Origin of the sequence: Nostoc parmelioides FACHB-3921 (assembly GCF_014696625.1) — a bacterium.
Lineage (GTDB): Bacteria > Cyanobacteriota > Cyanobacteriia > Cyanobacteriales > Nostocaceae > Trichormus > Trichormus parmelioides.
The window spans coordinates 1-12,527 of sequence record NZ_JACJQL010000109.1 but is presented as its reverse complement, the minus strand read 5'-3'; the positions used below and the strand labels follow the sequence as shown (position 1 = coordinate 12,527).

12 protein-coding genes and 3 pseudogenes are annotated in these 12,527 nt (G+C 41.6%); 10 read left to right on the top strand and 5 right to left on the bottom strand.

Annotated elements, in window-relative coordinates; all coding sequences use genetic code 11:
• Positions 1 to 107: 107 nt before the first annotated feature.
• Positions 108 to 1,208 (bottom strand): annotated as a pseudogene (locus tag H6G14_RS31235) (fumarate reductase/succinate dehydrogenase flavoprotein subunit); the annotation flags it as partial.
• Positions 1,209 to 1,340: 132 nt separating this feature from the next.
• Positions 1,341 to 2,297, bottom strand: a complete 957-nt coding sequence (locus H6G14_RS31230; protein ID WP_338421245.1) for a sulfonate ABC transporter substrate-binding protein — start codon at positions 2,295 to 2,297, stop codon at positions 1,341 to 1,343.
• Positions 2,298 to 2,552: 255 nt separating this feature from the next.
• Here H6G14_RS31230 and H6G14_RS31225 point away from each other — a divergent pair.
• Positions 2,553 to 3,221 (top strand): annotated as a pseudogene (locus H6G14_RS31225) (class I SAM-dependent methyltransferase).
• A 283-nt stretch (positions 3,222 to 3,504) separates the two neighbouring features.
• Positions 3,505 to 3,612, top strand: a pseudogene (locus H6G14_RS31220) (potassium channel protein); the annotation flags it as partial.
• Between the two features lie 40 nt (positions 3,613 to 3,652).
• Here H6G14_RS31220 and H6G14_RS31215 read toward each other — a convergent pair.
• On the bottom strand, positions 3,653 to 4,660 hold the full coding sequence (locus H6G14_RS31215) for a heme-dependent oxidative N-demethylase family protein (RefSeq protein ID WP_190572626.1): 1,008 nt from the start codon (positions 4,658 to 4,660) through the stop codon (positions 3,653 to 3,655).
• A gap of 896 nt (positions 4,661 to 5,556) precedes the next feature.
• Between H6G14_RS31215 and H6G14_RS31210 the strand changes: the two genes are divergently transcribed.
• The 6 genes from H6G14_RS31210 (at position 5,557) to H6G14_RS31185 (ending at position 9,426) form a co-directional block, all read left to right on the top strand.
• Positions 5,557 to 5,943 carry a hypothetical protein gene (locus H6G14_RS31210; protein ID WP_199326345.1) on the top strand — a complete coding sequence of 129 codons (387 nt, stop codon included), beginning with the start codon at positions 5,557 to 5,559 and terminating at the stop codon, positions 5,941 to 5,943.
• Between the two features lie 12 nt (positions 5,944 to 5,955).
• On the top strand, positions 5,956 to 6,369 hold the full coding sequence (locus tag H6G14_RS31205; RefSeq protein ID WP_190572625.1) for an HNH endonuclease: 414 nt from the start codon (positions 5,956 to 5,958) through the stop codon (positions 6,367 to 6,369).
• Between the two features lie 96 nt (positions 6,370 to 6,465).
• Positions 6,466 to 7,494: a tyrosine-type recombinase/integrase gene (locus H6G14_RS31200; protein ID WP_190572624.1), complete on the top strand. Its 1,029-nt coding sequence runs from the start codon at positions 6,466 to 6,468 to the stop codon at positions 7,492 to 7,494.
• Positions 7,495 to 7,497: 3 nt separating this feature from the next.
• Positions 7,498 to 7,965, top strand: a complete 468-nt coding sequence (locus H6G14_RS31195) for a hypothetical protein (RefSeq protein ID WP_010999637.1) — start codon at positions 7,498 to 7,500, stop codon at positions 7,963 to 7,965.
• On the top strand, positions 7,962 to 8,636 hold the full coding sequence (locus H6G14_RS31190; protein ID WP_010999638.1) for a hypothetical protein: 675 nt from the start codon (positions 7,962 to 7,964) through the stop codon (positions 8,634 to 8,636). The genes H6G14_RS31195 and H6G14_RS31190 overlap by 4 nt, the downstream gene beginning before the upstream one ends.
• An 88-nt stretch (positions 8,637 to 8,724) precedes the next feature.
• Positions 8,725 to 9,426 (top strand): hypothetical protein, encoded by a 702-nt coding sequence (locus H6G14_RS31185; RefSeq protein ID WP_126987714.1) that lies wholly within the window; start codon positions 8,725 to 8,727, stop codon positions 9,424 to 9,426.
• A 113-nt stretch (positions 9,427 to 9,539) separates the two neighbouring features.
• Here H6G14_RS31185 and H6G14_RS31180 read toward each other — a convergent pair whose 3' ends face one another.
• Together H6G14_RS31180 and H6G14_RS31175 are read right to left on the bottom strand one after the other, a co-directional pair.
• Complete coding sequence (locus H6G14_RS31180; protein WP_010999640.1) at positions 9,540 to 9,851, bottom strand: hypothetical protein; 312 nt, start codon at positions 9,849 to 9,851, stop codon at positions 9,540 to 9,542.
• A 21-nt stretch (positions 9,852 to 9,872) separates the two neighbouring features.
• Positions 9,873 to 10,811 carry a ParM/StbA family protein gene (locus tag H6G14_RS31175; protein WP_044523592.1) on the bottom strand — a complete coding sequence of 313 codons (939 nt, stop codon included), beginning with the start codon at positions 10,809 to 10,811 and terminating at the stop codon, positions 9,873 to 9,875.
• 395 nt (positions 10,812 to 11,206) lie between these two features.
• Here H6G14_RS31175 and H6G14_RS31170 point away from each other — a divergent pair, with 395 nt between their 5' ends.
• A complete protein-coding gene (locus H6G14_RS31170; RefSeq protein ID WP_190572623.1) occupies positions 11,207 to 11,995 on the top strand; it encodes a ParA family protein in 789 nt (262 codons plus the stop codon).
• Between the two features lie 9 nt (positions 11,996 to 12,004).
• On the top strand, positions 12,005 to 12,527 hold a 523-nt coding region (locus H6G14_RS31165), incomplete at its 3' end, for a ParB/RepB/Spo0J family partition protein (RefSeq protein ID WP_190572622.1).

Sequence of the window (12,527 nt, the reverse complement as noted above, 5' to 3'; positions counted from 1 at the left end):
TTTATCCTTTGACTTACATTCACTATTTATCTAAGACAATTGGCTTTATTCTAGATGTTTGAATTTGCTTCCCAATTCTTATTAGCAATTAAGATGCGTTCGCCCTGTGTGGTTTGGGCATTTTCATTTACCCACACACCAGAAGCACTATGACCACTACATAAGCCGATTTCGGAAATGTGCATTTCTACGCCGTGAGTACGATAATCTTCATTTCTACCTTGATGAAACCTTTCTCTACTTGGTCTTTCATTCGCCCAAAGTATGGATTCAATTTCGGCAATTGTATCTTCATCAAGATGGGTCATTTTGAGTTGAACTGGCCCTTTTCCTGAGTTTAATTCTTTCCAGATTTCCAACATCATTTGACCACTCCAATAGTCGCAACTAATGAAGCGATTTCCTTCGGCGTTGGCTGTATGTGCGCCAAATGGCCCGGCGACATAGGCGCAGGCAGGGCCGTTGTAATCTTTAATTAAGGGATTAATTTGAAAACATTCAATATTACTGAGTTCTGCGCCTGCGTGATAAGCCATTGAATAACCATCGCCAGCATTGGTAGGATTTTCATACGTGCCGTAGAGATAGCCGGAAGCGGGTAAGCCTAATCTGCCACAAGCACCTGTACAAAGAATGACGGCTTTGGCTTGAATGATTATATAGTCGCCGTTTCTGACATCAAATCCTACCGCACCAACAGCACGTCCATCTTTGACTAATACACGCGTCGCCATCACACGATTTGTCACTTTGACTTTGTGGCGTTTGACTTGGCGGGTGAGAATAGGTTTGAGGTCTTTACCTTCCGGCATGGGTAAGACATATTTACCCACACGATGCACTTGTTTTAAGTCATAGTTGCCTTGGGGATCTTTTTGAAACTTTACACCCCAACTTTCTAATTCTTGAATGACTTCATAGCCTAATTCACCGGTTTGATAGACGGCTTTTTGGTTGAGAATGCCATCATTAGCTAGGGTGACTTCGCGCACGTATTGTTCTGGTGTGGAATGGCCGGGGATGACTGCGGTGTTTACGCCATCCATCCCCATTGCGATCGCACCACTCCGGCGTATGTTAGCCTTTTCTAATATCAGCACCTCTGCATCTGGATTTGCCTGCTTGGCTTTAATACCTGCCATTGTTCCCGCAGTACCGCCACCAATAACGAGTACATCTGTTTTTATCCGTTGAGTATTGATATCCATAAAATCAATTCAAAATTCAAAATGAAAGAATTACTGGGGATTTGGGACTGGGGACTGGGGACTGGGGACTGTAAAGGCAAAGGGCTAAAGTAAAAAGTCAAAAAAACAATCTTTTACCTTTTTACTTTTTCCTTATTTATTGTCTTGCCAAATGATGTCCTTTACTTGAATTTGCTTGGGAATGAGTTTGATTTTGTAAAAGGTATCGGCAATATCTTGCTGCTTGCTAATTACTTCATCTATTAACGGGAGAACACCATACTGTCGGCGTTTCTCGGCAACTTCTAAGGCGGCGGCGGGAATGCCTAATTCTGGTTCTAGAAATTTAGCTACTTCTTGGGGGTTATTAGCTGCCCATTTATCGACTTTGGTAACTTCATCTAACAGGGTTTTCAATACATCTGCATGAGAATCTACAAAGCCTTGACGTGCCAGATAGTAACCTCGATTGGGTGCTAAATTTGTGGCATCTGTGAGAATTCTTGCCCCTGTAGCTTGTTCAACTGCTGCCAAAAAAGGGTCCCAAATTGCCCAGGCATCAACGCTACCACCTTCAAAGGCTGCACGGGCATCTGCGGGGGTGAGATAGGCGGGTTTGATGTCAGTGTAGTTTAATCCTGCGGCTTCTAGGGCTTTGACTACTAAATAGTTAGTATTAGAACCTCTAGCGAAGGCGACTCTTTTACCTTTGAGTTCAGCCACAGTTTTAATCGGTGAATCTTTCGGCACAATAATTGCTTCGGCTTTGGGACTCCAAGGATCGTAGGCTATATACCGCAACGGAACTCCTCCTGCTTGGGCAAATATAGGCGGTGCTTCGCCTGTATAACCAAAATCAATACTACCCGCATTCATCGCTTCTAGCATCGGCGGCCCAGAGGGAAATTCTGTCCATGTCACCTTCGTACCAGCAGCAGTTAAAGCCTTTTCTACATCTCCCTTGGTTCTCATCGCATTGAGAACAGTGGCTGCTTTTTGATAACCAATACGAACTGCAACACCTTGTGTTGTGGGCGTGGGGTTTGCGGTTGACGTTACCTCAGAGTTGTTTGTATTGCCAGGAGAACAGGCAAAAATAACCAGACTCACACTTAGCCCCAATGTAAACCAGCAGATAAATTTACGTATTCTAGATATTTCATAATTCTGAAGAAAACTGCTGACAATCTTCATTAATTGAGGCAATACAAACTGACTCCACATAAGCACACTTAACTACATAACCAAAATAAATACTACGATAATTTGAGCAATTTACCGTATTTAATGGTAAAATATTCACATACATAAGCAGCAAAAGCAAGCAGCTGCGACAAACTGTGATTCTTTATAGCTACTGAAAATATGTCTACTGGTAAAAAACTGAGTCTGACAGATGATTTGTACAAATATCTGTTGTCTGTATCCCTGCGCGAACCAGAAATTTTGTTGCAATTGCGGCAAGAAACTGCTATTCAACCTCGTGCAAATATGCAGGTTGCACCAGAACAAGGACAGTTTTTAGGGTTCTTGGTGAAGCTAATTGGTGCAAAGAAAACTTTGGAAGTGGGTGTATTTACGGGCTATAGTTCTTTGAGTGTAGCCTTAGCACTGCCACCAGATGGTAAGATTGTCGCTTGTGATGTGAGTGAAGAGTTTACATCTGTGGCTCGTCGCTATTGGGAACAAGCAGGAGTAGCAGATAAGATTGACTTGCACCTTGCTCCAGCTATAGAAACATTAGAGTATCTATTATCACAAGGTTAGGCGGAAACCTTTGATTTTGCGTTTATTGATGCTGATAAGGAAAACTATTATCGCTATTACGAACTGACATTGCAGTTGGTTAAGTCCGGTGGTTTAATTGCAATTGATAATGTATTGTGGTCAGGAAGAGTGACTCAGCCAGAAATAGAGGATTCAGCTACCATAGCTATTCGAGAGTTTAACAGTAAGGTAGCTCACGACGATCGCATAGACATCAGTTTGATTACGATCGCAGATGGACTCACCTTAGCACGCAAACGCAATTAAGAAATTCGCTGGAGGAATTTGATATTCAGTTCCAGCTTATTTCCTAGCCACAAAGCTTGTGCTGTATGGTCTGTGACCATTCGAGGCAGTTCTTGGAAGGGAGCTTTCTAGCAGGGGGAGCAAGCCCTTTCCCCATGCATGGAGCGGAGCGGAACATGAAGAGAAGTCTGAGCGCCGGAAGCCGGCGCTCAGAACTTCGGGGTACAAGCTCCGTCTCGGTTTTCCCCCTTGCTCCCTGCCCCCTGCCCCTTTTCCTCTTGTTGACAAATATTCCTTAATGGACAGCCCCGCAGGCGACACAGTATTAATGCCAGGAGATACCCTCATTTGCATGGGAACAGCCGAACAACTGCAAAACCTCAACCAACTCCTCGGCCCCATCGGTTCTTAGCAGTTGCGTAAACCTAAGAATAATATTCTGTAATTACAAATTACGAATGAATGATTAGCCACTGCAAAATACTATCCCTACTCTCTATCAAACCTTTGTATACAAGAGACTCTACTGTCATAGATTCGAGTGCATTATACAGCTTAGAGCATAACACTGAGTCTTGCTTAATTAAACTACAATCACGAAAGTAAGTGCGAATGGTAAATAGTGCAGTTTCCCATTCTGGTAAACCCCAAATAACTTGACGCTCAATTCGTAGATAAAGTTTAGGTGATTGTAAATCAAATGCTCTACCTTGCCACTGATTAGGTGATATATGAGGTGGGGGTTCGGGATGATGGTTAAGGCAAGCATCCGTACTCAAACCCCAAGCAAAGCGCACTGTAGGTTTTCTGGTAATCATTGTATTGACGATCGCATCACTTCGGCGATTAATTTTTTCCATCCCAGCCACAGGTGCATGAATTGCCGCAAAATCTCTGCCTATCTTCTTCTCGGCTGACCAATGGTTCGGATAACACAAATGCACTGCACTCAGCCAATTGCTACCATCAGCACGACGACAAATTACTGTTAGGTCTTCTTGTATTTGTGTAGCTAAAGCGTCAAAGGTTGACACGTAATTAGGGAATACAGAACTATTTGGAGTTGAAACCTGTAGTAACTCCCAATCTGAATTGAGGTATAAAGTTTCTTGAGTTAGATAACTGTGCAATTTCCTAGTATTAGCTGTTTGTTGCCACTCAAAATGTTGTGGGTGTTCTTGTACAAGACGCTCAATTATTAAACGAGCGATCGCTCCTGCTACAGCCTTGGAATAATTACAAGTCTGGTAATACTTGCCCAACCTTTCCCTACGGGCTAAAAGTTTGGTTTGCCTGTAATTATGATAATTATTATCAATCTGAAATACCTGTTTATCAGCCCGACTATTGCCCAAATCCGAACCAAAAGGTAGCATACCTGGCTTAACTTCATACCTGCCATTCATCAGAGGAAAATAAATAGCAGCATCATCACAGTTTTCAACTGTCTGAACTTGCATTAACTGGTTAGCAGAAGCAACTATTTTTATATTACTAGCTACTAACTACTAACTACTGACGCTTCCTCAACTTCTTGCCACCCGTGCATAGATGCAAGACTTTTAAGGAGCTAGCGCATAACCTAATTGCACAAGACCCAAAAAAACCGGTGACTTGACAGTAATTGTTGAAAACTGACAAATAATTCTGTACATTCTGGCACAGTAATGTCTTAAATGCCTGTAGTTTTGTTTGACCTAGACATTACCTAGATATTAGCTAAATATAAAACTTGAGCTAAATTAATTAGTTTAAAAATATACGCTTCCTAGATTAAAAGCTTGTCTAGGTAAAATAAGGTTAAAGCCTTACCTAAAAACAGATTTACCTACCTAGATATTACCTATATACTACGGTGAGTAAGCGTTTTACTGACTCAATTCATACATCAAAATGAGTAAAACAAACCTCTAAGCGATAAAATGCTAATTCTGTCGCGCTCATCGCTCACTAAGACGTAGCCGACATAGTGCCACCATGTTTGCAGTCGTAACTTACCTAGACGATCAGTGAACATCACCTAGATGCGAACTCAAGCAAGGTAAACCGTGCATATTGATACGTTATGTAAAGGGTTAACCAAAATGCAGATATTGATGCTAATGAACAGGTAATATAAGTTATGGGCTAGAAGTATAGGTAAACGCCCACGCATATCCCCTACATTTCCCGTAAAGACTTTAGCTACATTCCATAAGTCGCAACGGACATTAAGATGTCCGAAAATCGTTGTTGTCAAAAATTTTATGTTTTAATCGTAGTTTATATCGTATAAAAGATAAGGGTCACTTATTTTGTATTGTAGTCTTGTATTACAACGTAATCTAACTCATAATGTGAGCAAACAGCTAATTTCATGGTTAAGGACGTGGCACAATTAACGATTCAAATACCGGATGAACTAGCGCAGCGTTTAGAACCTTTGCAAAGTCGTTTGCCCGAATTACTTTGGCTATTGTTAGATATAGGTGGAGAACAAAAGAAAGAGAAGCCTAAACTAAATACACAGACTGTAGAGATTCCCGAAGTTTATCAAGAAGTATTGGATTTTTTGATTAAACGTCCAACGCCAGAAGAAATTATTACTTTTAAAGTTTCAGCACAAGCACAAATACATTTACAAGAGTTATTAGAGAAAAACCGCACGGGGTCATTAAGTCAAATGGAATTAGCTCAATTAGATGTTTATGAACAACTAGAACATCTAATGATTTTGCTAAAGGCGCGTGCTATGGAAAAATAAAAAATAAATAAAATGGGCAGTACTTCAATTTCCACAGAACTTCGCAAACTGGTAATCAGTAGAGCATCAGAGCGGTGTGAATATTGTTTAATTCATCAAGATTTTTCAATTTATACCCATGAAGTGGATCATATTATTGCAGTGAAACATGGGGGCGCAACTGTAAAAGATAATTTAGCTCTTTCATGTTTAACGTGCAACCGTCATAAAGGTTCTGATTTTGCGACAATTGACTCAACGACAGGAGAAATAGTGCCGTTGTATAATCCTCGTCGTCAAATTTGGGAGGAACATTTTTATTTTGAGGGTGTAAGGATAGAGGGAAAATCTCAAGTAGGTCAAGCAACAACAAGGTTACTTCAGTTTAATCTCGCTAATAGATTACTACAACGACAAGTATTGATGAGTCAGGGAAAATATCCTTGAGCATCTGCTTACTTAATGGTTTAAGGAAAAGTAATTTTATGATAACTAATCTAGGTTTTGGAGAAAAATACAGTAATCAACAAGGAAATATAAATAATGAATTATAATGCAGATTCTTTACCACCTATTAAACTGATATCGCTGGAAGATAAAGTATTACCGTTAGCTATTCAAAAATCTAAAAGTAGATCAGCAAAAATAGCTGCACCCACAGATATACGTTGGATCAAGGTACTGGAGTTCCTCCGCAGCACCAACCTCGCACCTAATAGCCGAAAATTATACGAACGCGAACTAAAGCGATTTTTGGGATGGACGCAACTGCACTATCACGAACTACGCCCACGTCACTTAGGATTATACAAGGAATATCTGAGGGATGAGGTAAAAACTGATTCAGGTAAACCCCTGTCAAAAGCGAGTATTAATGCTGGGGTTGCCGCACTTAAAAGCTTTTTTAATTGGATGTGCTACACATATCCTGAAATAATTACTACTAATCCTACACTGGGGATAAAGCTAGAGAAAGTACCACTGCCACCAGCCCAAAGCCTAACTGACGAGCAGATGGAGCGCGTTTGGTCAGCATTAGAATTGTTGGGAGAGACAAAAGAGCGCGATACAGCGCTTGTCCACATTCTCAGTCACGGACTACGCGCTGGGGAAATTGTACAGCTAAATGTTGGTTCCTTCGATGGCAAGCTGCTGTTCTTACCTGATACCAAAACGAATGAACCCCGGCTAGTACCATTGCGAAAAGAAAGCCGTGACGTGTTAGAGGCTTATTTGCGGTCGCGCTCTGTTGCGGGTGAAGAACTCAATAGCCTCACCCCGTTGATGGTTTCACATCATGCGTCATATAAAGGCGATCGCTTGAGTTACCACGGGATATACTTCGCCGTCGAGAAAATAGGTGAGTTTGCAGGCATCGAAGATTTACACCCGCACCAATTTCGGCATACATACGCCACTGAACTATTACTGTTAGGTGTAGACCCCAGCCACGCCAGGAAACTGACTGGGCATCAAAGCGAGAAGGCGTTCCGGCGCTATACTTTGCGTAGTGAACAAGAGGCGGCGATCGCTGCTTATTATCGGGCGATAGGGGAAGTTGAAGCGGAGTAAGCAATGCCCAAGCCGTTAGACCCCAAATGCCAGTTATGTGCCAAACTACCCTCCGCTAAAGCTAAGGTGCTGCATGGGCGAGAAGGTGATAACTGCTGGAACCCGAAGGTGTGCCACAATCGCCGTTCGTTTTACCGTAACCGCAACAAAGATGATTCTCTTGGGATTGAGGCGATCGCTGTTGCACCACCAGAAACATATTTTGCCGTGCTGTACTTGTACAAGGAGCCAGGCGATAAACCCTTACACGCTTTAGGTGCAGAACTATGGCTGGGACAAAAGCCAATCTGCCGCCTAGAGCCGATTCATTGTTTTGGACTGACGGCAGGTAAAATTAGAGCGTACACCGACAAAGTATTACAGGCTTTTGCTAAAGAATATAATGTCACGCTGTACCAATATAAAGAGATGTTCGAGATTGCACCGACTCACTGCCCAGTAAGACCCTGCCCGTTGCACCCTGAACCATGACCATTTATCGTCAGCTGACAATCTGGGACATTCTTGATGAGGTATCCGAAGCCCCGCCCACCTCTTCACTCGCTGCGGTGTGGTCATGTTTAGATACGGAGTTAGAAACTTTATCAGTAGAAGCACAATTGGCGATCGCCTCCACTGCATTCTCGCAAATCGCAGATATCCTTAAAACTCGCGCCCAATTATTGTTAGAAGATGTCCGCGCACAAACGGACACTGATGGGCCAGTCATCAGCACAGATATCTTTGCTGGTTTGGTGAGAACAACCATGCAATTAGATTTAGATGACCTCATTGAAGAACCGCCACCGCAAAACTTTAGACCACATGGGACACATCAGTTTACTCATCCTGTAAAGAGTGGTGATTCAGTAGCCGCACCTGTGGAGAAAGAGAATGTGCTGGCAATGCTGGAGATTCAGACTGTGGATGATGTCCATCGGCTGGCAGGTGATGAAGATGTAGATAAGTGGCGGGGGGCGATCGCTAATTGTTTAGTAAATGTGAAAGATGAAATAGCTCTAACGAAATTGCAACGCAAGTTGAAAATGCCGATGGTCGAGGTATGGTTGGGATTATTGCTGGGTGGGTTTGCGCTACAGCAGCGTGGGGAATTTTACGAAAATGACAATGTTTGGGTGAAAGCGGATTCTTCTAGAGTTTGACCCGCAGAAATGATATTGTCAAGGTAAGCGTAAAGGTAAATGTTTTACAAACTATCAGTGATAAGCTTTAGTTGACCTAGACTTAGAAATGAGCAACACTGGCAAGGGGAAAAAACTAGCATCTTTTAACTGTGACCAGAGGATGTGGGAAAGGTTTATCCTTCGTTGCCAGTCTAAGGGAACAACAGCCACAGCGACACTTACCCATTTTATTGAGATGTACATAGATGGTTCCTTAGATAACCTTGATGCAGTTGCTGATCATGATTTGAATAACAATGGGCTGGACTCCAGGATAAAAGAGATTGTTGCAGAATACTTACGCCAAAATTTAACTGACAATCTCAGTAGTGGTGATTCGGAAACAATATTAGCTATTTCCTCTCGACTTGACGAGCTTGAATCTCAAATTGAGAACAAGTCCAGTAGCATTGAAACACCATATCATCCCCAACAGAATGAGTTGGAGCAAAAAATTGAATCAATGACTTCCCGTGTAGAACAGTTGACTGATGCGATTAGAAAAATTCAAACCTATCTGAACAATCAACCCAAGCAGCGGGGCAAATCATACAGTAGAAACTCGTATACTCAAGCTTCTACTCCGCGCATGAAACCGTTAACTCCAGAAGGTTTAGCCTCTCGTTTAGGTGTCAGTGTGGAAACTTTGCGCGAACAGACGGCGAAGTTGCCACCACCGCTTTTCGTGGCATGGTGCAAGGGGAAAGATAGTTCGAGCATGGGGTGGGAATTTAACGAGGAAACAGGTTTTTATCATGCGGCAACTTGAACCCCAGTAGAAATTGGGGAGTAGGGAGTAGCGTTCGCAGCACCATCATTGCATCATCCCCACCCAGTTTCTCCAACTTGACTGTTGCGCCCCCTAACTAGCAAGACCATCCTTCACAAATCAAAATCGAGAGTAAATGTATCATCATCAGGTTTTTCTAATGTTTGAGGTATAACGGTCGCTGGTTCTGGCTCTTGCGCTTGTTGTTGGTTTTGGTTGATAGTTACCGGGGGTGGAACTGGTGTATGTACCCCTCCTAGTTGCAGAGGAAATGCACCTTTCTTGAAGGCGAAATAGCAATCAATTATAAAGTACAGCGTTTCCAGGTAACTTTTATCTAGGTTTTGCGATTCTAGAAATATACGTTTGCGGTAGCTGTCTCGGATGCGAACTCTCTCTGGGGTGTTGTCGTGTTCGTTTTTCATTTTTTCTCCTGACCTGGCTTCTTAGTTTTTGGCTGCAATGCTTTTTGCCATTTCTAGAAGCCCAATAGCATTCGCCTCTACCGGATTGTCCAAGACTTTGAAACCGTTTTTCTCCAACAGCTTCGTGAATCCCGGTAACAGACAACCACCACCTATCGCCCAGAGTTCATCACCAGAGTGCTTGGCATCAAGCGCCAGATTCACTGCTTTCTTTAAATATTTTTCGTACCAGTCTTTGAGGCAAGCAATGTAAATCTCTTTGATGTCAATGTCCCGACTATACTTGGTATGCCCCATTTCTAGGCAATAGCGAATTTTGGCTGGATCTCCGACTTTACCACCATTGAGATGCTTCATCTTTTGGGCAATATCGTCGATGAGAACTTCAACACCTGTTGGGTATGGGGTATGTACTTCTCGTTTACCCTGGTTGTAACGCGAAAATAAAGTTGTACCGTTGCCGAAGTCCAGCACAGTCAATTTTTTGGGTAGTGGCTGTCCGAATAATGCTCCCATTCCTTCAGGTATCACCTTCAGCACTTCTACTTTCACTTCTGATGGTTTACCCGCCAGTATCGGCTGATATTCTCCATTTAATACTTTCTTCAATTCTTCTGCCAAACCAACATCATGCAAGCTGACAACCATCTTTAAGTGCCATGCTTTGCGGTGTGGCAAATGTGCTAATGCTCCCAGCAAAGTAGTTAGTGCATTCTTGACTTTGTTTTCATTGCTATCGGTGTTGCGCTCAAAATGAGTTCCAGCACGAAAAGCTGATTCGCCAACTGTGTAAGCCTTGCCTTCAAACTCTACCCTTCCCGGCACATCTTCCATGTCGGCTGTAGAAATATAGCTAGGGATACGAACGACATCAAATCCTTCGACTAAAAGTTTGAGATTGCCGTAACCGTTATCGAACCCTGCGGGAAATATTTTTTGTAATGCGTGAACACTTGTCATTAATGTTAAATATGATACAAAAATTGATGGCGATAGAAATAACCTAAAAGCCACCTAAATATATCCTATATGGGTAACAAAATGAACCAAAAGATTTATAAATGATTTTGGGATACATTTAGACTCTATATGTAGCCCAATAAAAATATGCCCTTTTCAAAATTTTAAAAGCATGATAAACGTGGTACTTATTCTTTACCCATAGCTTGACAAAATCACTCACGCAACACCGGATCTGTTAGGGTGATAGCGAATTATAACTAGCTTAAAAGTTGTCGAATTTTAAAATTCGACATAAAACCGAATGTAAGTAATTGTCTGAACTAAAGGAAAAATACAGATTAAAAGATTTATTTTAGGTTACTGAAATAGTATTTATAGACTGAGGTATTTCAATGTCACAAACAGTAATAGCAGTATTGGCAAATGCAGGCGGCGTGGGAAAAAGTACGTTATCAGTACACTTAGCTTATGAAGTAAGCCGTCGTAAATTCAAAGTAGCGCTGTTAGATTTAGATCCGCAGCGATCGCTTGATGTTTTTTGTGGATTAGAATCCGCAGAAGCTGAAAATACGATGGTTAAAGTATTATCAAAGGATTTTACAGGTGATTGGACTTTAGCGTCAGCCTGGAATGAACCTAGAATAGAGGTTTGCCAAGGACATCCATTACTAGCAGAAATTGCTAATGAGTTAGTAATTCGTAAGCGAGGAGAATATACTTTAGCAGACAGGTTACAAAAATATCCTTTGCCACATGATCTAGTCATTGTAGACTGTCCAGCTACATTAGGGATGCTCAACGTCAATGCTTTATCTGCTGCAACTCACATTTTAGTACCGATACAACTTGAGATGAAAGCAATTTCAGGATCAGCAGAATTGGTAGAGTGGTGCATGAATACGTCTGAGGAATTACAATTAACTCCCAAACCTCACATTTTAGGCTTTGTACCTAGTATGTACGATGAAACAGTAGCCATGCACAGACAGTATTATTCGCAACTACCAGAAATTGCCCAACAATTAGAAATAAAACTCTACACAAAAATTAGGAACTCGAATGAGTTTAAGAATGCCAGCGCTCATGGATTACCTTTACACAAATACAGAAATAAACATCCAGCCTGTAAAGACTTTAAAGAAATTGCTGATGATGTGATTCAATTGATCAAAAACAATTAAGGAGTATTTATGGCGAGAGGTTTACCCCAAATAGGTGAAAAATTTAAAGGTGCAGTTCAAAAAACTGACCAAGAAAAGAAAATTGCTCAATTACAAGCAGAAATAGAAGAACTGAGAACTAAACAATCCCCAGAACTGGAAACTGAGCTACAAATATTAAGGGAAAAACTAAAAAATAATTTAGGGGAAGTAGAGATTGATCTTGAATTAATTGACCCTAATCCTAATCAACCCAGGCAAACAATAACTTTAGAGTCTATCCAAGCTAAAGCTAGACTTCTGAAAAAACATGGACAGATTACACCAGTAATTCTTGTAGCTCAAGAAAATGGTCGTTATATACTTTTGGATGGTCAATTGCGTACTGAGGGAGCAAAGCTACTAGGATGGAAGTCCATCCGGGCTGTTGTAGTACCTATGCCCAAGGATTTGACACAATCATCATTAATTACATTTCTAGGATTTGAAGACTTAAACCCATTAGATAAAGCGGAAGCAGTAATTCAAGAGGTTACTAAGGCAACTGCATTAA